At 39.3% G+C, this 21,940-nt stretch carries 18 protein-coding genes and 1 pseudogene; 11 read left to right on the top strand and 8 right to left on the bottom strand.

The window, feature by feature from the left end; all coding sequences use genetic code 11:
- Positions 1-28: 28 nt before the first annotated feature.
- The 4 genes from CL667_13380 to CL667_13365 all read right to left on the bottom strand — a co-directional run bounded on the left by CL667_13380 (position 29) and on the right by CL667_13365 (position 3,142).
- The gene (locus CL667_13380; protein ID MAL18689.1) at positions 29-1,399 is read right to left on the bottom strand and encodes a transporter; all 1,371 of its coding nucleotides are present in this window, start codon (positions 1,397-1,399) and stop codon (positions 29-31) included.
- A 118-nt stretch (positions 1,400-1,517) separates the two neighbouring features.
- Complete coding sequence (locus CL667_13375) at positions 1,518-1,982, bottom strand: hypothetical protein (GenBank protein ID MAL18688.1); 465 nt, start codon at positions 1,980-1,982, stop codon at positions 1,518-1,520.
- Positions 1,983-2,148: 166 nt separating this feature from the next.
- Positions 2,149-2,391: a hypothetical protein gene (locus CL667_13370; protein MAL18687.1), complete on the bottom strand. Its 243-nt coding sequence runs from the start codon at positions 2,389-2,391 to the stop codon at positions 2,149-2,151.
- Positions 2,392-2,530: 139 nt separating this feature from the next.
- Positions 2,531-3,142, bottom strand: a complete 612-nt coding sequence (locus tag CL667_13365) for a hypothetical protein (protein ID MAL18686.1) — start codon at positions 3,140-3,142, stop codon at positions 2,531-2,533.
- Positions 3,143-3,225: 83 nt separating this feature from the next.
- Here CL667_13365 and CL667_13360 point away from each other — a divergent pair, with 83 nt between their 5' ends.
- The 5 genes from CL667_13360 to CL667_13340 all read left to right on the top strand — a co-directional run bounded on the left by CL667_13360 (position 3,226) and on the right by CL667_13340 (position 9,915).
- Positions 3,226-5,385 carry a hypothetical protein gene (locus CL667_13360; protein MAL18685.1) on the top strand — a complete coding sequence of 720 codons (2,160 nt, stop codon included), beginning with the start codon at positions 3,226-3,228 and terminating at the stop codon, positions 5,383-5,385.
- Entirely contained in the window at positions 5,382-7,631 is a 2,250-nt protein-coding gene (locus CL667_13355; protein MAL18684.1) for a hypothetical protein, read from the top strand. The genes CL667_13360 and CL667_13355 overlap by 4 nt, the downstream gene beginning before the upstream one ends.
- A 514-nt stretch (positions 7,632-8,145) precedes the next feature.
- Positions 8,146-8,679 carry a hypothetical protein gene (locus tag CL667_13350; GenBank protein MAL18683.1) on the top strand — a complete coding sequence of 178 codons (534 nt, stop codon included), beginning with the start codon at positions 8,146-8,148 and terminating at the stop codon, positions 8,677-8,679.
- Between the two features lie 39 nt (positions 8,680-8,718).
- Positions 8,719-9,195 carry a hypothetical protein gene (locus CL667_13345; protein ID MAL18682.1) on the top strand — a complete coding sequence of 159 codons (477 nt, stop codon included), beginning with the start codon at positions 8,719-8,721 and terminating at the stop codon, positions 9,193-9,195.
- A 75-nt stretch (positions 9,196-9,270) separates the two neighbouring features.
- The gene (locus CL667_13340) at positions 9,271-9,915 is read left to right on the top strand and encodes a hypothetical protein (GenBank protein ID MAL18681.1); all 645 of its coding nucleotides are present in this window, start codon (positions 9,271-9,273) and stop codon (positions 9,913-9,915) included.
- A 956-nt stretch (positions 9,916-10,871) separates the two neighbouring features.
- On the opposite strand, the gene CL667_13335 is transcribed toward CL667_13340, so the two are convergent.
- Positions 10,872-11,318, bottom strand: a complete 447-nt coding sequence (locus CL667_13335; GenBank protein MAL18680.1) for a DNA repair protein — start codon at positions 11,316-11,318, stop codon at positions 10,872-10,874.
- Between the two features lie 141 nt (positions 11,319-11,459).
- Between CL667_13335 and CL667_13330 the strand changes: the two genes are divergently transcribed.
- The 5 genes from CL667_13330 to CL667_13310 all read left to right on the top strand — a co-directional run bounded on the left by CL667_13330 (position 11,460) and on the right by CL667_13310 (position 15,102).
- On the top strand, positions 11,460-12,101 hold the full coding sequence (locus CL667_13330) for a hypothetical protein (protein ID MAL18679.1): 642 nt from the start codon (positions 11,460-11,462) through the stop codon (positions 12,099-12,101).
- Between the two features lie 137 nt (positions 12,102-12,238).
- Positions 12,239-12,547, top strand: coding sequence for a hypothetical protein (locus CL667_13325; GenBank protein ID MAL18678.1), 309 nt, complete (start codon positions 12,239-12,241; stop codon positions 12,545-12,547).
- A gap of 41 nt (positions 12,548-12,588) precedes the next feature.
- The gene (locus tag CL667_13320; GenBank protein ID MAL18677.1) at positions 12,589-13,395 is read left to right on the top strand and encodes a hypothetical protein; all 807 of its coding nucleotides are present in this window, start codon (positions 12,589-12,591) and stop codon (positions 13,393-13,395) included.
- Between the two features lie 136 nt (positions 13,396-13,531).
- A complete protein-coding gene (locus tag CL667_13315; GenBank protein ID MAL18676.1) occupies positions 13,532-14,575 on the top strand; it encodes a hypothetical protein in 1,044 nt (347 codons plus the stop codon).
- An 11-nt stretch (positions 14,576-14,586) separates the two neighbouring features.
- Complete coding sequence (locus tag CL667_13310) at positions 14,587-15,102, top strand: hypothetical protein (protein MAL18675.1); 516 nt, start codon at positions 14,587-14,589, stop codon at positions 15,100-15,102.
- 91 nt (positions 15,103-15,193) lie between these two features.
- Here CL667_13310 and CL667_13305 read toward each other — a convergent pair whose 3' ends face one another.
- Genes CL667_13305 through CL667_13295 form a run of 3 tightly spaced genes read right to left on the bottom strand, consistent with a single transcriptional unit; the run spans position 15,194 to position 21,124 of the window.
- Complete coding sequence (locus tag CL667_13305; protein MAL18674.1) at positions 15,194-16,591, bottom strand: nuclease PIN; 1,398 nt, start codon at positions 16,589-16,591, stop codon at positions 15,194-15,196.
- Entirely contained in the window at positions 16,584-18,359 is a 1,776-nt protein-coding gene (locus CL667_13300; GenBank protein MAL18673.1) for an SIR2 family protein, read from the bottom strand. Before CL667_13300 ends, CL667_13305 begins: the two co-directional genes overlap by 8 nt.
- 32 nt (positions 18,360-18,391) lie before the next feature.
- On the bottom strand, positions 18,392-21,124 hold the full coding sequence (locus CL667_13295) for an SAM-dependent methyltransferase (GenBank protein ID MAL18672.1): 2,733 nt from the start codon (positions 21,122-21,124) through the stop codon (positions 18,392-18,394).
- A gap of 129 nt (positions 21,125-21,253) precedes the next feature.
- On the opposite strand from CL667_13295, the pseudogene CL667_13290 reads away from it, so the two are divergent.
- Positions 21,254-21,751, top strand: a pseudogene (locus tag CL667_13290) (hypothetical protein).
- The last annotated feature ends 189 nt before the right edge of the window (positions 21,752-21,940 follow it).

The raw sequence follows: 21,940 nt of genomic DNA, 5'->3' as shown, positions 1-21,940 counted from the left end.
TAGTCTCTGTTTCATGGGGTTCAAATAATTAGTTGGTAGAAATTTCATTCAAAGGCGTGCCGATTAGTCGCTCAACTTGTGCGATGGCACGGTTCAGTTCAGCCAGCGCTTGTACGTAGCGGGTCCGGCTGGTAAATAAAGTTCGCTGGGCATCCAGTACTTCCAGAAAATCAAACTTGCCCTGCCGGTAGCCGGCTTGGGCAGCTTTATAAGCCGTTTGGGCTCCGGGCAAGACTTCAGCTTGAAGTTGTTCGGCCTCATATAAAGCAGCTTGTAACTTGTTATAGCTATTTTGAAGGGCTTTTTGCACCTCAATCCTGGCAGACTCCCGCACCGTTTCCGCAAGGTTGAGCTCATAACGAGCCGCCTTTACATTCCCTTGGTTGCGATCAAAAAATGGAAGAGGGATAGAAACACCAACCAAAGCAGCTTCAGCTCCAAGATCTTCCATCCAGCGATACCCGCCGCTGATTTTTATATCAGGAATGGCTTTGGATCGCTCATACGAAAGGGAAGCTTCCCGTTGCTGAATCTCGGTAGTCCAGCGAGCTACATCCGGGTTTTGCTCTATAAATTCGGCCACGTATTGGTAGTCTGGAATAGAATCCGGCATCCCTAACTCTCCTGACAATACTGAGAATGATACCTGATCACTTCCCCAAAATGAGGCCAGTGTGGTAAAAGCGGATTGCATCGAATTGCGCCTGTTTTCCAGATCTATGCGTGCACGAGAGAGTTCCACTTGGGCTTTGGTCTGCTCCAGTTTTGAAACTTTCCCGGCTTCGACTTGCGCCGACACGCTTTCATAAAATTGTCGGGCAACATCTAATAACTCTTTTTGTTGTTCCCATTGCAGTTGGGCTTCCAAAGCGGACGTATAAGCTTGTGTGAGTCCGGTGAGCGTATTTAAACGCTGGGTTTCGTAATCCCACCCGGCGAGCTCAGTGCTTAAACCGGCCAGTCGTTTCCGTTTCATCCGATCAGCCCCTAAGAGAACTTTTTGGCTGAGCCTTATTGTGGTTTCCCTGGAATCATAGCCTTCAAAAGGGCCGGTTCCTCCAAAGTTTTCCATTTCGGCTTCCAGTTCCGGATTGGGCAACAAAGCAGCTTGAATGCGCTCGGCTTCCTTAACCCGAACTTGCCAGGCATAACTTTGCAGACCGGGGTTTTCGAGGAGCGTTTTAGCCAGTGCCGTTCGATAGCTCAGCGTGTCGCCAATAGTAATCGAATTGGCCGAAGAGTTTAAATTTCTGTTTAGAATCTGAGAAGAATAGTCCTCGGATTCATGTTCTATAAGCGTGCTTTCAGATGGTGTTTGAAGTACCGTTCGTTCGCTGGCGCAACCGGCAGCAAGCACGAGCGTGCCGATGAGCAGCATCGTTTTGATAAATTTTGACATGTAGTATTCAGCCTTTTAGCTGTTGTAGATTGATGAGAAATGCGCACGGGATACTATGATCCTGTGAAGTATGAAGGGCATTCTCAATGTGAATTAGGTATAGGAGGGGCTGTATGGCCTAATTCAGAAGTACTACGGTCTGTAGATTGGTGGTGATAGAATTTTCTATAACCGGCGGTAAGAAAATAGTTTGCTGAAGGGAACGGGAGGCCGGAGTGATCTCACTTTTTTGAAAAACAGCTCGTTTAAGATCAGCAACTGTCTTTTGTTGGTCAAAGCGATTCAGCTTGTCTTCTTTGGCACAGAGTAACGAAATAGGAACATCTCTGTGGTGATCACCATCTTGGTGAAATATGGTTTCTTGTTCGTGATCATGACCATCATTTTCGTGAACTTCAGCCTCACTATTGAAGAATAGTCCAAGCTCTGCCTTTGATTCAACATTTACATCGCCATTATCTTCAAAACAATACACCAATGACTCTGCCAGACTATGCACACTTAACACATGCATAGCAAATATGATCAGCAGAAGTCGGGCTGAGATTTTATAAATCTTTGTTTTGTGGATTTTTTTAAGCAAAGCTAAAATTTTGTGAATACTAATAATAGACTATCAGCTACAAAACATCTTACATAATTATGTTTTAAAGATATCAAATTTTGCAGTTAAACTTAAAAACTGAACCTTAGGTAGTTATTGCCCATAAGTTTTAGAAGCTTGTTTATTGTTTTATACACGTGAAATTTTAGCTTTGCTTTGAAGCAAGGTAAATGCTCAGAGCGGGAAGAACCGTAATTTGAACAATCGGCGATAAGCCAACCTCATAAGAAAAAATATTTAGCACAGGCATCGCAGAAGTATATTCCCACAGGTTAAGAAAAATGGCAACCCATTCAAGAAAAATACTTGCTGCAAAGCTCAAGCCGAAAAGCACAAAATATCCTTTGCGACCAAGATGAGGTTCCAGATGCACGGATGAAGTCAGCATTGAGGAGGCTCTCCAAAGCCCTAATACAATGATGATATCTTGAAAACATTAGGCAAAGAAATGCAGAAGATTATGGACTCAGTAAAAGTAAAAAAAGCTGCTATTCCCCTAAAATTTGGCATGAGACGGGCTTTTGTCACTAAGCTTTTGAGTTCATAATTATTTGAACTGCATGGTCGAGAGATTCTTCATCAGATAAAAATCGATAAAAACTATTCATGAACTCGTCTACAAATACTTTCATTACTCGCTCTTTCTCATCCGATGCATGAAAAATTTCATACTCTATCTTCTCAATCATAGTCTTTATACGTCCTACTGTCATAGCATCAGAAGAGTACACTTCGAGATATTTTGATTGCCTGGTTAGTATTTTTTTAAATGTTTCCCAATCTGCTTTAACCATCAAGTCATTTCTTTCATCCAATATTCGATCTATTAAATCCAAATAATGAACTCTCTTATGGGTCCGCAAATCTTCGACATCAAGTGATTTTAAATATCTCTTGCCTTCTTTTATGAGTTCATTTCTACCTAATCTATTTTTTTGGGCCTGAACGATGAGAAAACGATATATATGCAATTTGATAATTGAATCATCAGTTTCATCTTCAGCAGCATTCTTTGGATCATCTTCCGTTGAAAAGCCGGACAGATCTGGAAATCTTGAATGATCCAGCTCCTCTATTAAATCCGATACAACTGAAAAATCTAGTCCATATAAATCTTCCGGGTTTTTTGGCTTTGACATATACCTGAAATGATAGAGGTGAAAAATTCAATTTTAAAATAGGTTAAGATTCTTTACTCTGCTCAAAAACTTTTTCTAGTTATATGCAAAACATACGATTACAAGTAGATTTCGATCCAGACATCGATGGCATTGGTTCTCCTCCAAGACTTATTAAGTATCTCGGATCAGAATATGGAAAAATCTTACAACTTGAATTTCCAGATAATACGGTACTCTCTGATCGGCTGATTCCAGTACCCGCCAGCTTTCATGGAAGCTCTAAACTCGTTCTTCCTTCCGAGTGGAAATCCCTTTATATCATTACCTCTGATCATGCTATCTGTACTGTAATTGAACCTGAATTTGCACGATCGATTACCATTGCTCGGGTAAGAGAAGAAGTAACGAAGCACATACCTCCAATACAGAGTGTCATTGAAGATAAGTCCGTGCTTTTCTCGAATAAATACATTCGATTTAAAGACGACCATATTTATCAGATTACAACCATTGGCAAGGGCAACAAGATTGCCATTGCCACCAGCGACACAATTATTGATCGATCTTTGGACAAAGGTGATACTGACGGAAAAAGCATAACGGTATCTCAAATGAATGATCATGTTGAAGAAAATGGTGACCCGCTAGAAAGTGGCTCATCTGCCAATAGTAAGCAGCAAATTGCGAAGGTTTCTTTTAGCAACTTACACAAACTAAAAGGTATCGATGAGGTAATAGACCGGCTTAAAAAAGAGGTGATCTTCCCTTTTATACAGCAATTAAATGGACAGAATACAAATCCTATCCATACCGGAGGAGTACTTCTTTATGGCCCACCTGGAACTGGTAAAACAGAACTTGCTCATGCCGTTGCGAAAGATCTTAAGATTAAATTTAGCCCTGTAATGATTGGTGAATTGGCATCTCCCTATATTCATCAGTTTTCAAAAAATCTCACTATCGCCTTCAATAAAGCTGCCAAGGAAAAAAATGGAGCCCTTATCTTTTTGGATGAATTTGACTCCTACGCAGGAAAAAGATCTGAACGATCTGATAAACATGACAGAGAAGAAATAAATAATCTGCTACAACTTCTGGATCCAAAAAATATCCCATCTCATGTTCTTGTCATTGCTGCAACTAATTATATTTCTGACTTAGACTCCGCCGTAATCAGATCAGGTCGGTTTGATACAAAAATTCCCGTATATCCACCAGATAAAACAGGTCGAGCTCAAATTTTAAGGCAGAAGATCCAAGAAACCGGTGTTGAACTACGTGGTATTACAGATGCCTTTGTTAACGAAATAGCTTACGAATGCGCTGGTTATGTCGGTGGTGACCTCAATACACTTGTCAAAAAAGCACATAGCTTTGCCCGAATAAAAGCTCTTGACCTAAAGACCTCGGTAATCCTAGAAAAGGCTCATATCAGGCAAGCAAAAGAAACGATCCTTCCTTTATGCCACACTGAAATGGATATCAAAAAACCTACCCTAAAAAAATCCGATTTACCTGGCTCAGAAGGCGTTATTGATGCCATTTGTCAAGAAATTTCATTTTTACTTAACCCAGACACCTTTCGAAAAGACTTGAATTATAATCCCGATCAAGGCTTTCTGCTTTATGGCCCCCCTGGAACCGGAAAAACCAGCATAGCTAATGCAATAGCAAATGAACTTGGGGTACTGTTTAAGGTAATAAACAGTAATGAACTGGTCTCGAAATACTCTGGAGAATCGGGGGCAAATATTAGGTCTTTGTTTGAACAAGCCCGTCTTTTCCGGCCAATACTTTTATTCTTTGATGAGATTGATAGTATAGCTACTAGTAGAGACCAAACCTCCCATTCAATTGAGAACAATAGTCTATACGCACTCTTAAATGAGATCGACAGTGGAAGCAATAACGATAACGTAATAGTGATTGGTGCTACCAACCGACGTGATGCCGTTGACCCGGCCCTACTTCGTCCAGGCAGATTAACCCAACAATTTGAAGTCGCTCCCCCTGACTTAGATCAAATAAAGCTTATTGTAGAAAAGAAGCTTGAAGAGATCCCTCATACCCTTAAAGCAAAAGATATTGAGAGCCTTACTGAATTAATCCACGATAGGAGTTCAGCAACCGCCAGTAAAAAGGCGTTAGCTCAAACTGATATTGCGCGAATTTTTAATATGGCAACACGTCAATTAGTCCTTCATACTAACACCGGTGACAAAGCTGACCTTAATCTTTTTAAAACTATTATAGCGCAATGAAGAAGGCAGACACATTAAATTTAGACAGTTCCAGATTCAAACAGCATAAAATACTGGCTCTTGAATTGAACGTACCACAATTTTCAATTACCGAGTTTCAGGATGAAAACTTTCCTCTAACATTTGAAGTTCCTACTTGGAACGGGAAACTCGTGCCTATACAGGTTGAAAGTGATTTAAGTGTACAGTTTGGACCCAAAAAGAAGAAGGGTGAATTTAGTCAGCTTTATACGTTGATGTACAACATAGACACTGATTTTGGTGCTCAGCAGGCTTTTTCCTTTGAATCAAACCTATACGGGGCTGCTAAGCTTGATGTCCTTTCAAAGCCTTCCACTACCTCCGAATTAAAAGATCATCTCCACTCGTTTTCTTTTGACTACACGTTTAATTCCATACGAGTTGAATGGCTGCCTCATCTCAATATCCTTAGATATCATTGCCTATCTCCAGCCGGCCACTCTGTTGCTTTAAAAGACTATGCTATTTCGGGAGAACGTAGTAGTTGGGACAGCAGAGGTGTGTTCAGGTTGGATAAAAGGCTTTTTAGCGAGAAAACAGAGCAGGTGCTAGTAGTAGACAATCCGCTTATCGCAGATTACCTAAATAGTCGGGATATAACAGCTATTAGCATGCCCTCTGAATCTGAGTTAAAGCATTATGACTACCCTAAATTATTAGCCGACAAAAAGATTTATCTGTGTTTAGGTAGTTACGGAAAAAACTATGCGTTCTCCATGTATCCATTTGTGGTTACCATGCTTAATAACGGGGGTGAGCTCTATAAAATAAATCTCCGAAATGCCCTTAAAAATAAGAGCCTGCCAGACTGGGTACATGAGAATACCCCATCCGATATTGGCAACGTACTCGATGAATATTCGATGCGTGTGTATGCCAGCGATATACCCTCCCAAAGCGTGTATAACGATGGGATTTCTGAAGATTTCACCATGTATTTTCACCCGGCTCAGGACTTTAAAAATATGTCCATGATCTACTCCACCGAATCTAATGACATCCTATTTACTAACCCCTCTCGCTTGTTTCCAAGAGATCATGTAGAGAACATGGAAGGAATGACTCCCAATCATGTTCAGGTTATTGAATCTCCCCTTTCCAATACGTATCTGGAAAAAATTCGTAATAATGATTACCTATCTCCCCCCGTGTTATATACGCAGATACGATCTTTTTTGAAGCAGTTTATCTACTTCAGGAAAGACGCATACTATGATATTCTAACTACCTGGATCATTTGCTCCTATTTCTACCGTATATTTAATGCCTACCCATACATTCACTTAGCAGGGGAAAAAGGCACCGGAAAAACCACCGTATTAGATATCGTCTCTAAGCTCGCTTTTAACGGGTTCTTTTTAACAAAAGCAACGCCATCTACCCTTATCGAACAAGCCCACGTACATGGAAGTACGTTATGTGTAGATGAATTTGAAGACTACTCATCATCACGTAAATCACACGACGAGTTATCAAAGTTCCTCAACGGCGGTTACAATTATAGGGGCTCGGTAACTAAGCGGGCGGGCACTAAAAGTACAACCTACTCTACATACTGCCCGAAAATTTTTGGTGGAACCGGAAATATAGAGCTGGAAACATTGAAGTCGCGAACCATCCCATTACAGACCTTCAAAAAGCCCGATCATATTGATAAAGATCAATTTTTAGAATTTGACCAACAAATATTGTCCTCTATGCAGCTCTTTGAAGTTTCTTGTTACGCAATAGGAATACATAACGCAGAACAAATTTTTAATCTGTCTCTTAGTTCTTTTGAAAATATTACCCTTCCCGTTTCGAAATCAAGCTTGAATAACAGACAATTAGAACTATCCAGACCTCTCCTGGCCTTTGCAGAATTCCTGGATGATGAAACCATAAAAACCTCCCTCCTTAAAGGCTTAGATATATGCTGGAATCAACAGGCTGCCTTCCAAGATGAAAGGGAGAAAAAATTATTCGCTATGCTTCACTCTTACTTTAGTTCTACAGAACCTGTGAAGACCGCGAATGAACCCCGTCACCTTGTCTATGAAGCTGAACATGTATTGGAAGACGCGAAAATCAAGAAATTCATGAGTAGCTTAAGTAAGTCATCTTCGGGAAAGCAGATTTTTAATCGTTTATTGGCCGACTATTTCAATATTGAACGTAAAGATCTTTATTTGCCTGAAAAGGGAAATACTAGTTGCTACCTGGTTCCAAAGAGTTTTCTGGAATAAAAATATGCAATGTTTTGAAGTTATGAATCCTTATTACCTCTACATAAAAATCAGTAAAAATACGTCATTAAAATCATACTGACACCTTTTTTACGAATTATGCATTTTTGAAGTTTTCAAAGTAATTTACATTTATTTTAAAATTCACTTGATTTTCCCCACGTAATAGTTTAGAATTTAAGCGGACGTGTAAACGCCCTTAAATGAAATCTAAAATTCAATATAGGAGAACACTCAAATGAAATGAGTACATATTCCAACGACACTACAAGACAGAGACCAGTGGGTACTCTGAAAGCTCGCCGAACGTGGCGGGAAACCCACCAAAATTCCTTTCCAAATAAACGGCTCTCCTGCCAAGGTTAGCGACTCTGCAACCTGAACCTCTTTCCAGGCAGTTAAAGCCCATTACGAAAAACAATCATCCACGTATTCCGGTATTGGGTATGTACTATCGGGTGATGACGGAATCGTAGGCTTTGATTTCGATTATTGTATTTCTGGTGACGGCGAGTTGTCCAAAGACATCGAGGCCCTGATACAAGAAATCGACTCTTACGGGGAAATATCTCCATCCGGGAAGGGCATTCGTATTATCGCCAAGGGTGCTATTGCTGAAGGCATTAAAAACCGACGCAATGACATCGCCGGAGCCAAAGGAGTAGAAGTGTATGACAATGGCCGCTACTTAACCATTACCGGCGAGGCGTTATACGGGGAGGCTAAACCAGTCAAGGACCTTTCTGATGGATTCTGGAGCTTTTATCAGCAATTGGGAGGTTCTACGGCGACCACTACCCTTTCGGGAATTAAGGGCGCAGTAGTACTAACCGATAACGATCAGTGGGTCATAACCAAATTACTGGAAGACGACCAGCATGGCCCGGAGTTCCGGCGATTATACGTTTATGGGGATACCTCCAGCTATGAAGGCGATCAGTCGCGGGCTGACCTGAAGCTGGTGCATTTCATATCCTACTACGCCGGATTTAATGAGGAGCAGATAGACCGCATATTCCGGTCAGGTAAACTATTCCGAGCGAAGTGAGATACATCACATCGATTAGATGGAGCTACGTATGGGCAGATGACCATTGAAAAAGCACTCGAAGGGCGGTTTATACGCGGTAAAAATGAAACCGAATCTTTTCTGGGGTATCACTACGACTTCCGCTATAACGTAGTATTAGGACGAAAAGAGTACCACAAGCGAGGTAAAGCCGAGTGGAAAATAATCGACCGGCGAGCCTTTGCAAGTATTCTAAGGCATATTAAGAATTCTAAGGGGAGTTGCGGAGAACAGTTTCTTCATGTAATACTGGATTCCGACTTCTGCCCTACCTTTGATCCCTTCAAGGAGTACTTTACTAGCCTGCCTTCTGTAACCGGCACGAAAGAGCTACAAAAACTCATGGATACCGTGCAAACAACGGATAAAGCCTATTGGGAATGGACGTTTCAACGGTGGCTGATAGCCATGATTGCTTGTGGGATAGAAGAAAAAATAAGCAACCATAGTGTACTTGTATTTGAAGGTAAACAAGGAATGGGTAAGAGTACCTGAAATTCGAATCTTCTTCCCGAACCTTTAAAAGAGTATACCTATCCAGGTGAACTGGATCCATCTAATAAAGACACGATGGTGTACTTAAGTGAGTGTTTGATCATAAATCTGGACGAATTAGCCTCCCTGAATAAAGGGAAAGAAAGCGCACTAAAAGAGGTGATTACAAAAGGGAAAATAAAGGTGCGTAAAGCGTACCGCCGTGATCCAGAATCCCTTGTTCGCCGGGCCAGCTTTACCGGATCCGTCAACGATCCCCAAATTCTTACCGACACAACCGGGTCCCGAAGATTCCTTATCCATGAAGTCACACATATTGATTATCAAAACGAAATCGATATGGATCAAGTCATGGCCGAGGCGTATGGATTATACAAGGCTGGAGAAAAGTACTGGTTTGATGGGGCAGATATTGACCGCATAAACCTTCACAATAATAGGTTCAGACAAGTGACCGCTCTGGAAGAAATCCTGCTTCGAAACTTCGGGCCAGCTGATGATACTACACCCAAGCATTCGTTGCTACAATGGACATCCACGGAGTTGATGAATCACATGATGGAACGGAAGTTACTGCCAAAAGCATCCTCGGTATCGTATCTGGGTAAACTGCTTCAGAGGCATGGGTTCACCTACAAAAATCCACAAAACATAAAGGTCTATAACATTGCAAAAAAAGAAGCAAATAGTCATAGAATGCAGCTTTTAAATAATAACTAACCAATCAGGTTGGAGGTAGTCCATTTTAGACTAAAAAAACCCAAAAAGACTTTTTAGAAAAGAATTTTTGCAAAGTTTGGGCTGAATTTGACTTACCTCCCACCTAAAATACAGGAGAAATAAATGATTAAAATTAATGACATACATACCGGGCCACGCGGATGGATGAACAAACTTATAGAAGTTCATGGAAAACAGCAGGTGTTTGAATTCTGATATGAACACGGAATACGAAAGACAGCCTCGCATTTTGGCGTGTCACCGTGGGTAATTCACTATATGGCTACAAAGTTTGAATGAATACGGCCGGCTGAAAAAGCCCCCAACATTCAAAAAGCTGTGTCATCAGGAAAATTAAGCCCTGATGACTTCAAAACACTAAGCTTTACAAATAACAATAACGCAGGGAATGACACCGAACCCGGTGCTGCCCTAGAAACTAATAACAAGAAAGAGGAATCATATAATGAGCTCTAATAATAAAGCAAAGAAAATGACAAGAAACGAAAGCGAATTTTTACTCTGGATTAAGAATAATCCGGATGCTAAATGAACCTACAATCGTGAAATAGCAGAGTGGCTGGCAGAATTTCCACAAGTAGATAGTCTGAGCAGCTTGTTTCAGATCATGTATCAAGACGGGCATTTCGAAGACCGGCATTATGTGCAGGTGATGACTACCTGAGAGTATTACTGAAAGCACATTTCTAATTAAATTCGTGGCTAAAGAGCTCTGAATACATCAGGGCTCTTTCTTTTTAATAATTATTCTGATTCTTTAGGATTAAGGTTCCATAACCCACTCCCCGGCAAAAGACCTACTCCAAACACGAATTAAATTCAATTTCAGGGTTTTTCAAAAACCAGGCTCAAATCCAACCCTGAATATTTTTTGTCCAATTTTTTGAAATCTGCCTTATAGGATTTTGAGCTAAAAAGAGAGCGCACTGCCCTCTTTAAAACAGTCCAAGCTCCTTCATGGACGTGTAGGATTCTTTAGTCAGGATAATGTGATCCACCAAGTCAATCCCCAAAAATTTTCCAGCATCTCTAATCCTTTTACTGAGATTGATGTCTGAATTTGAAGCCCTCAAGCACCCTGAGGGGTGTGAATGTGAGATCAAAATACTGTGGGCGTTCCCAAGAATAGCTGTTTGGAAAACCGTTATGGGTTGAACTAAGGTACCGGTCATCGTCCCAATCGAGATCTTACTATAGCCAAGTACTTGCTTGGTATTGCTAAGAAGTACGACAAAAAACTCTTCTCTAAGTTCAATTGTGTCGGGGTCGAAAATTCCACGAAGAAACTCGGCTGCTTCCTCTGGTGAGGTTATTGTTGGCATCTCGTCATAGGACTTCTGGGAGGAGTATCTTAAAGATACTTCTGCTACGGTTGCTTGCATGTTGGTAGGGTTGGTTAAGATTTATGAGCCTTTAAAGGCCTTCACTGTTCTTATACCCAGATTTGCTTAATTTATATCCTAAAATATAGAATGTTTATTCTGCTTCTATAATATTTCGTCATTCATAGTAATACAATCTCAATGACCCCAGCTCACTATAAAAATGTTCATAATGGATTTTGGAGTGACAACAGCTTTGAAATATCTAAGAGTGCCCAAAAAAATTTAAGTATCGTTGCAGATCACTTTAGTGAATCTGTCTATCACGCTAAGCGGGCAATATCATTTCGTCCAGATAAAGAAAACCTGAAATTTGTGAACTGGTACAGCAGTGCTCATATTGTTGCATATATAAGTGCAATTGATGCTATAAGAATAGAAGTTAAACAGAAATACCCGGATGTTAACTTTAAACATACTCCATTAGGAAAAGAATTTGTTGCCTCAGAAACATCAGAAGATCCTTTTTACAAAGATCCACTCAATGCAAGTCATCTGTATAGGGTGAGAAGAAATATGAGAGTGCATCTTGGAGAGTCTATTATAGTTTTTAAGAAATCTGATTTTTTACGTTCGAAGGAGTCTCATTTTTTATTCAAAGAAATTGAGTTCAAGAATTATGAGCAAACAAGAAATCGACGTTTAAATAAGGACCAGATCAAGAAATATAATGGAGATCTTCAAATGGATACTATAATTGATGTATTTGGAAGAATGCTGGGTATTCTGGCAGAGAATATCGAAGAAACCAATAAGGTCATATGTAATAAACTATCAAAATAACCAAGGTATTAGCTAATGTACTCTATGAACTTTACCCTAAAATAGGTATTCTTGTGCATTCATATTGTGTTTTAGCATTGCAGGATACAAACTTGCAAATGCAAGTTTGATTAATTTCAAACTAAAAATCACATAACATGAATCAAAAAAACATTTCAATTCTAACTGAAAGCCACATAAGTTTACCCTCTATACAGGATTTACTACTGTATATAGATTTGTTTGCTGACACCTATGATAATAGGTTTCAGCTTTATAATTCTGATTACAGTTCACTTCCGATGGTAGGGGAAAGACTACTGAAATCTATAGATACATATCTAAATGATGAATCAGTTTGGCCGAATGGAGAAATTGAAGAAGTTCCATACTATGATCTCATCATCTTTAAATGCAAACTGGGTTCTATATTAGAACTCCTTGAGCGTGAACAAGGTGTTGGGTAAATGTATGACAAATGATTTAATTCGTTTGGAGGCAGAGCTAAATGCTCTGCCTTTTTTGGTATAAGAATAGTGTTAACAAAACACTAATTCTTAATCCAAGACCAATGACCAATCAACTACTCACCCAATGCGGCTCCAAACACTGTTCCCTCGAGCAGCTCTTAACTATCCCAGAGCCACAGAAAACCAACACCTATACTCCGCTTAATCATTACGATTTTGCCCTTAATGTCTATACCGTAGCCTCTGATATTCTCAAAGGATACCGGTTTGATGGAGACAGCTATGCCCTCAGCTCTGATGGGCAAAAGATGTTCGGAGTCATTACCTACCTCAAAATCAATCCCAATGCTGACGAAGACCTTAAGGTCGCTATCGGCCTGCGTAATAGTTACGACAAATCAATGTCTGCCGGGCTAGTTATCGGAAGCACCGTTTTGGTGTGTGATAACCTGGTCTTTTCTGGCGATATCAAAGTCATGCGGAAGCACCAAGGGGACGACATGCATGAAGATCTCCATGATCAGATTGTTACGGCAGTCTATAAAAGCCAGCATAACTTCCACCAAATACAGGAAGACGTGCAGGCCATGAAAAGCCGTCCCATGAGCCAAGATCAGAAGTACGAGTTCATAGGTCGACTTACTGGTGAAGGTGTGCTCTCAGCTACACAATCAACAGCTGCTTTTAAAGAACTCTGGAAACCCTCTCACCAGGAATTTACAGAGGACACTTTATGGGCAGGATACAACTGTGTAACCGAAGCTTTAAAAAGCTCACCGGTTCATCAGATCATCCAGCGCCATAATAAGCTTCATACCCTCACTAAAAATATATATCTGAACTAATATGTGTCTATCAAAACTCGTCGTAAAGATAATAGTAATCATAATGCGAGGACCGGCACCATGAGTACGAAAACAGAACTCATAGAAGCCGTCACCGAATCCATCAAGCAAGGCCTGAAGCTTTGGCTCTTGGGAGATGATCCGGATGACCCGCCTCCTCCACCACAATACGAATCAAACCACAAGCCTGCCGGATAACCGGTGGGCTTTTTTATTACTACCAACCCTTAAAACAACCAATACTATGTCTATGAAACTATTAGATAACATTCCCACCCAAGAGTGGGTAGATGCCCGACAAGAATACCTGGGCGGAAGCGAAGTTGCAGCAGCACTTGGTAAGTCTCCCTACCAGACACCCTTTCAACTCTGGCTGCTGAAAACCGGTCGTAGAGAGCCTCAAGGCTCCACGCCCATCACAGAGATGGGGCATATACTAGAGCCCGTCTGCGCGGAAAAATTCACCGAAATAACCGGGCTGAAAGTCCGCAACATTTCTGAGCCCTATGAGCATCCGGAATATCCATTTCTGAGGGGTAATATCGACCGGCAGATCGTAAGCTCCGACAAGCATCCGGGGCCAGGTGTGCTCGAAATCAAGACTACAAATTCGTTCCGTTTACGCAATGAGCCTAACGAGTACCCTATTAGCTGGCATTTTCAGCTGATGCATTACCTCATGCTGACAGGCTACTCCTATGGATATTTAATGATTCTAGAAAGGGACACCGGCTACTTTCACGACCCGATATACATCGAACGCAACGAAGAGCTGATCGCCATCAACACCCAAAAGGTGATTGAATGGTGGGAAGATCATGTGATTGCAGATGTACCACCGGATGCAATGACGGATGAAGATCTGCTCATACTCTACCCGGACGCGAAAGAAGGAGAAACCGTAGAGGCCAACCCTAAGCTCTATGCCTACTTCCAGCAGCTCCAGAAAGTAAGAGACCGCCTGAATGAGTATAAAACCCATAAGGAATCCCTTGAGCATTTGCTCAAAGAAGAACTGGGCAATGCGGAGCATATGACATTAGCTGGCCGGAGGCTCTTAAGCTGGAAGAACTCTACCCAACGCCGGTTCAATACCACAACTTTCAAGAAAGAGCACCCGCAGCTCTACAAGGAGTTTCTAAAGGAAACCACAACCCGACGTTTTACCATTAACACTTAAACCCAATAATCATGGCACTAATTATAAAAGAAGAAAAAATCGAATACCCCCTTGCGCCCGACGGCCTTTTGGATGCCCTCCTTGTGGATGTGGTAGATCTAGGCGAGCTGGACACTCCTTGGGGACCAAAACACAAATTGTCTCTCGTCTTCGAACTGGAGGACACCGACTCCGAGGGAAAGCACTTCATCGTTACCAAACGATATACGTGGTCTCTCAACGAGAAGTCCAATCTTCGCAAGGACCTCGAAAGATGGCGCGGTTCTAAGTTCTCTGGAGATGAGTTGGAAAGCGGAGTAGACATGGAGGCCTTCATAGGTCTGAATGCCACGCTGTTTATCAGTCATAACGAATCCGAGGAGCACGGCAAAACATTTGCCAACATCGAAACCATCCTTCCCCGGAAGAAAAATAACAAGGTCGTCTTCTACGACCTTAAAGCATCTGGTGATTATACCCGAGTAGTAGAGCGGGAGAATTATAAAGAGCCGGAGGAGTATGCTGCGGAAATGAATGGGGCTTCCTGAGCCTAAAAGGGAAGCTTATGCTTCTCTTTTTAGGTTAATTTTGGGAGTGTAATTTTAATCAGTCCATTTTTTATGGAGTCTAATAATATGCTTACATAAAAAATCTATAATCATAAATTCTTTTATTGATATCTGGAACATTCTTAACAACAGATGCAAATAATTTTGAATAAACAATAGTAACAGGCATTGATTTATAAATCGTATTATTGTTCCAATCCATTTTGCTCAAACCTACTATACTTGAGCATGTTTCATGCCAACCTCCGTCCCCTGAGAATCTTCTTAATAAAACTGGTTTAGGCATGGGTTTTAGTCCCCCTTCTTTAAAAAGCTCTTTTCCACTTTTAGTAATTCCTTCGAGAGTACCTTGTATCCATAACAAGCATTCATTTTTGCTTATTGGGAAATAACTACCTCGCTTACAAGGATAATTTGCAGCCTTTTTATTGTCAAAGCGCACTCCTTTTATTTTAGGATGTCTTACTATTTGTAACAATTCAACTTCAGTATTTTGACCAAAAGCATCATAACAACCTTCGATTTCCTGATCTGTAAAAGGTGTAGTTTTATGGACTGTTATTTTGTTAGGTATATTCCCACCATGATTATCTTGGTAAATTTTTAGACTTTGAGACATGACCGCATGCATTTCATTGTAAGTAAGATAAGGGTTTCTCTGTCTATCTTGAGTGAACTCATGAGTATCAAATGCTATGAATTCAAATCCAGTACCCTCGGGATCATATACTTGACTACAACATGTAGTGTATTGAGTGCCATCTTCTTTACTGGTTTTCATTGCATAGCTTAGACCAATATAGGCATGGTCTTCATTTAAGGCCTCGACTTTCCAAGGAACTCCTCCCGCTTTGGAATAAATGGCTACACTTAATCCCCACATTACATTTGCTCTACATTTTGTTTGAATTGAATTGTCATTAATTATTTGTATAGGAATACCTAGAGGTGCGGCTTTGGCTTTTAATTGATCATGAAGATCAAAGTTCTCGTCAGTAAAGCATTTTTCCCAACTGGAAGGCAAGTATATAAATACGACACTAATACTAGATTTATGGGCTACTAATTTTGATATTGCGTGTAATAAATATTTTGTAATGGTCTTGTAATCACCCGATTGAGCAAATTGATTAGCTTCCTGTGGTAATTCAATTGTAAGGTCTGACTTAGGAGTTAAAAGTTTAGTCTCAAATAAGTTTTCAAAGCCAGGATATTCTGGATAGTAATCAGGAGCAATTTTTGGACTGGCGGATTTATTTAACTCGCCAATTAAATTGATCAATTTAAAATTGCTTTTGAAAGGAGAAATAATCGCTACCTGAATATCTTGCAGGTAATTTAACGATTTACTAAATGGTCCATGCTCACATAACCCTCTTAAAGGATGAATGTCTCTCTTGTTATTTGCAAATATTAAGCTAGGCTCATTAATTCTTTTGTGGCCAGATAATGTTGATAATTCACGCATTTTTGATTCTTTTGCTATAGGCAGTCGTTGTCACAATTTCAAATTCAGGGTTACAGCTTATTTCCTCTTCATCATTAAATGATTTTAAAATGACAGTATCGTTATTACCTAATAATACTTTTTTCCAAGCATCAATCAAGCTATTTTGAACGCTATTATATCTATTTTTCTTCATATTTCTAATAAAATCAGTAACGTCTTTTCTCTTAGAACTTGGTTCAATCCAGACATCAGGTCTTATTGCCAACCAACACATTTCATCAAAATACTCCAGTGAAAGTTCAATTGATTCCATATAAAATATACCTCTTGCGATTCTTTTAACGATATGTTTTGGAGGTATGTGTTTTCTTTGTTCAAAGTTATAGCTCTTTAAGGAATTTCTAAGTATTGACTCTATTCCCTCAAAACCATCGCTTTTTTTACTAATTACAGCATAGTAATCTCCAAATCTACGCTTTAATACCAAAGGCTTATTGTTTAATAAAGAATAAATGAGAGCCCTTGTAATAAAAGATTTTATAAGTGAATTTTTTGAAAGATCATTTAAATAATTATCAAGCTTTTCTTTTTTTATGGAAGCTATTTCTTTCTCAGGTATTATTTTAAAATAATCCTCCTTAGATCCCCAAGCTAAGAACTCATTTTCGTTTATATGTGTAAGTATTGCTCCTGAGCTTTTTTCTCTTAAACGGCGACTAAAATCAGATACTGAAATTTTTATATTCGTAGTAATCAAATCGCTTTGATTGGGAAGTGATTTGATAGGAAATAAATTTGTTCTAATCAATGGATAGGAGTTTCCATTATCAAATTTGGAAATATTTGGTTTAGAAGAAATTGATTTACGTATTTTTCTGTGATGTTCACTTGGTTTATTTTCAACAATCTTCCAAATTCGACTCAACAGCGAATCAAATGTTTCAATTTCAACTATTTGAGCATTGACACCTTTCTTTTTTGCTTTTTCTAAAAATGTTTCAACACCTGAAAACAAATTTCCATTAATTGGTTTTGTCCAATAAATTCCTTTTGGAAAAGGATTGGTTTCTTCTAAAACTTTATTAAAAGCGTTCATCACGTTTTGATCTCGTCCACTATATCCACATACTACCATGCCAAATCTAGTACATGCAGATATAAAGCTTTTCTCAATTTCTTGATCATTCTCTATTAACTGGTCAGGCAGGTTTTTTAAACTTGTATATTTAAAGTCGCCATGCATTTTGGCATAAATTGGATATTCTTCATTAACTAATGCATTCAAAACTGCATGTGAACCTTCTAAATTAAAAGCGTGTAGACTTCTTTCATTTATGAATGAAAATGCATTTTCTAAAACATGGTCAAAATTAGTTGTATAAACTATTCTTGCAAGATTCTGTCCCATAAGAGATGCAAGTATTTTAGAGCCAGAAGTGAGTGAAATATTGGATTCATGCAACTTTTCTTGCAGATAACTTTGATGCATTTCCTTATCATTTCCAAGAACCAAATTAAAATAATAGCTGTATTCATTCTCAGACCATAATTCTGGAGCGCCTGTAGAATTAAAGTAATTTTGTATAGTCTCCTTCACACTTTTATTACTTAAATCATTATCTGTGATATCTCTTTTTTCTTTGAGGCAATAATATTGCCTTTTCAAATCCCAAATTATATCGGTAGCCGATGGCATATTAGCTGATCTAGATGCACCAGCACCAAGAAACCACCCAATTTGTTTTGCATTTTTAATATAAAATTGAATGAATTTATCTTGTTCCATTATTGGTCGATTTATTCAAGATATTTATAAGACTATTTCTTCCCATTCAATAAAGGCTCCGTATATTCCTTATACAGTTCAAAGAGAAACTCAATCCGATTGGTTTCAGTGGTGAAGGGTTGTGGGCGGTAGCAAAGATCTACCGCTTTATCTAGTTTTTGGTGGGCTTTTACCAATTTTGGTGGCATAGTTAACGGGTCGTATAAATCTGCCAAACTACTGTCTTTAAATTCCGCCCTAATGTCTATTACCTTTTGTGCCCGCTTCTCTACCAACTTCTTATTTTTTGTACTGGGTTCTCTAGGCCAGGGGAAATTATTGTAGACAATAGTGTTTGAATAACTAATTCGTGATTCTAATCGCCCACAAACTGATTTTGTCCATACCATGTGCATTAAAGAAGTCAATACTCCAAACACATATGAACTTGCATTTGGAACCATTTGAATTTTATTACTTGCAATAACCTTAGAGGGCATATAAGCCATAGGTATATAAATTCTATTCTCTGAAGAAACTTCAGGAATTGCAACATACTTGGTATCGGGTTGAGCTATTTGGACAAAAAGTGTTGGGGTTTGCGCTTTTTTCCTTGTAATGGCTGCTTTACTACTTAACCGACTTTGTTTTACAGCTTTAACTCTTTTTAATACGTGTGGGAGTTTTCTCAATTCAGACGGACTAATATCTTTCAACCACAGACAATATCGATAATGATTATTAAGAAAGTCACGGCCACTTATATAAGGGCGAACCCATGGCTCAGCTGCGGGTTCAACCTGTAAAAATTCATCTCTTTCTTTTTTATCGGAAAATAGTAAATGACCTCCATCCGTTGGTTTATTTCCCCAAATCATTCTTGGTACATCACAAATTGGGTTGCTCATATTAGAGATTATTAGGTCCGGCCCTTCAATCAAATAAGGGTTTATGTTTTTCACTTTCCGGGAAAGAGGATCACCATCAATCTCATTGTATTCATACAAAGTTTTAGTTGAGACATCATAATTGGAAAAACCAACAATTACCACATGAACTCCAGCTACACCTTTAGCTGCATTTCTCCATTTAAAAGTCTGATGGGCAAAATGAATTTTTATATTATACTTTTTAATAAGATCAGACCATAACAATGCCACTTGTTCTCCTTGTACAATCGAATTTGTAGAGACAAAGGCTGCAACAATTTTTTTATTCTTTTTACCTTCTAAATAATGTGCTGTTTTCATGTACCAACAGGAGACATAATCTAAAACTTTTATACCCTTCTTACCTCTAAAAACTAAATCCATATCCTCCTTTTGTTCTTCACTTTGGTAATGGTGACCACTAAATGGAGGATTACCTAAAATAAAATTTAGTTTCTCTTGTGGTATCACATCTTCCCACTTTATTCGCAACGCATTTCCATATACAATAGTAGCAGATTTTTTTAATGGAAGTCGGGCATAGTATAAACCAAAAGCTTCAGAAACAGCCAAGTTCATTTGATGGTCCATAAGCCATAAAGCTACTTCGGCAATTCGGGCTGGCCATTCATCATATTCAATTCCATAAAACTGGTCCACATCTACATTTACAATAGCCTCAATCGCTGTAACCTGTTGGTTCTTATATAATGCCTTTAATACTTCCAGTTCCAGCAGGCGCAGCTCCCTGTAAGTAATCACTAAAAAATTTCCACATCCACAAGCGGGATCTAAAAATGTAAGCTCGGCTAGTTTCTTATGAAACTCCTTAAGCTTTTTGGAGTTTCCTTTTACCTTCTCAAATTCTTCTTTCAGTTCATCGAGGAAAAGGGGATTGATAAGCTTTTGGATATTTTTCTCAGAAGTGTAATGCGCTCCAAGGTTTCTCCTCTGTTCCGGGTCCATAACCGACTGAAACAATGAGCCAAAAATGGCCGGAGATATTTTTCCCCAGTTAAGACCACTACATTCCAGAATAATGTTTCTCATTTCAGAATTAAAAGCAGCAATCGGAATGGCCTCTTCAAACAATTTGCCATTTACGTAAGGAAAAGCCCTCAACTGTTCATCCAGAGTTTTTAGCCGGCTTTCTTTCGGCTCATTCAGTACCTGGAAAAACTGGGCGAGAGCACTGCCAAGGTCAGAGCCATCCTCTTTGGTTTTAAGCTCTATATATTCTTTAAATATGTCACGTTCAAAAATTCCTGTGTCATCTGCAAACAAACAGAAAAGAAGTCGTACCAAATACATTTCAAGATTATGTCCGGTGTATCCACTTTCTTGCAACTCATCATGAAGCTTACCCATGAGTTCAGCAGCTTCAATGTTTACAGGGTCCTGCTCTTTAAACTCCCGTTTTTGATAACCTGCTATAAACCCGAACAGCTTGATGTATTTATGGAAATCCTTGAGCTCAAATTCCTGTTCATCGCCTTCTTCTAAATCATAAAACTTAAAATGCTGGAAATCAGAGGTGATAATGTAGCGGGGGACTTCATGTTCGCTTAAGCCAAAAGTATAGTCAACGGCCTGTTTAAAAGCTTTATCCAGACTTTTCCCCAAAGATTTATGTTCCGCCACTAATTGTCCGGGCCAGAATAAATCAATAAAACCTTTATTTTTATCAAGCTTTTCCACCTGTTGTTCGAAAGTAGCTACTCTCCTGCGGCTGATGCCAAACACATCAAAGAAGTCATTCCAAAAGGTTTGCTTATCCGATTGCTCACTCTTAGCATCTTCCCATTCTTTGGAAAATTTCAGTGCCCGATCCTTTATTTCATTCCAGCTTAATGCCATCTGTGTATCTTATTTTATTAACAATGGATTATAGGAAAAGCATGTAAGGATTGCTAAGCGAATCTAAGTGAATTAGTCCTATTAATTCTGTTAATTGCAGGAAAGAAAAATTGATTTTATTTCGCTCATATGCCCAAAAAGAATAAAAAGAAATCCCTCAAAGCCGCCGTCTATATCCGTGTTTCAACCGTAGAGCAATCTGATAACGACTTCAGTTCTTTGGATGGTCAACTAAGCCAATGTAAAACATGGATCGACCAAAAAAATACGATGGGTGGTATTGAGGGCAAAAAGATCAATGACTATGAAGTGTATAAGGACACAAAGTCTGGAAAAGATCTTAAGAGACCCGGTATAGCAAGACTTATGAAAGATGCTTCTGAGGGTAAATTTGATCTCCTCATCGTTACAAAGATTGACCGGGTTTCCCGGAGCCTTCAAGATTTTTTGAATTTTTTAGAAACACTTGAAGAACATGATGTAAGTCTTGCTGTAGTTACACAAGATATTGATACGACTTCCCCAGCCGGAAAAGCACTCCAAAGAATGTTGCTGGTATTTGCAGAATTTGAGAGGGATATGGTTTCAGAACGAACAAGTGAAAAACGACTTGAAACAATTAAAGCCGGCTTATGGCCCGGTGGTTATCAAATATTAGGGTATGATCTAAAAGATCGGAAATTGGTTGTTAATGAAAATGAGGCTGGAATAGTCGGAGACATTTACAAACGCTATTTAAAAATGAAATCAGCAAGTAAAGTAGCGAGAAAACTGAATAAGGACGGGTTCAGAAATAAAGAGTGGATTACTCTAAAG

It is taken from the genome of Balneola sp., from assembly GCA_002694685.1.
In the GTDB taxonomy this organism is placed as follows: Bacteria; Bacteroidota; Rhodothermia; order Balneolales; family Balneolaceae; genus Gracilimonas.
Note: the sequence above shows the minus strand (reverse complement) of the source record. Positions and strands in the feature narration are given on the sequence as shown.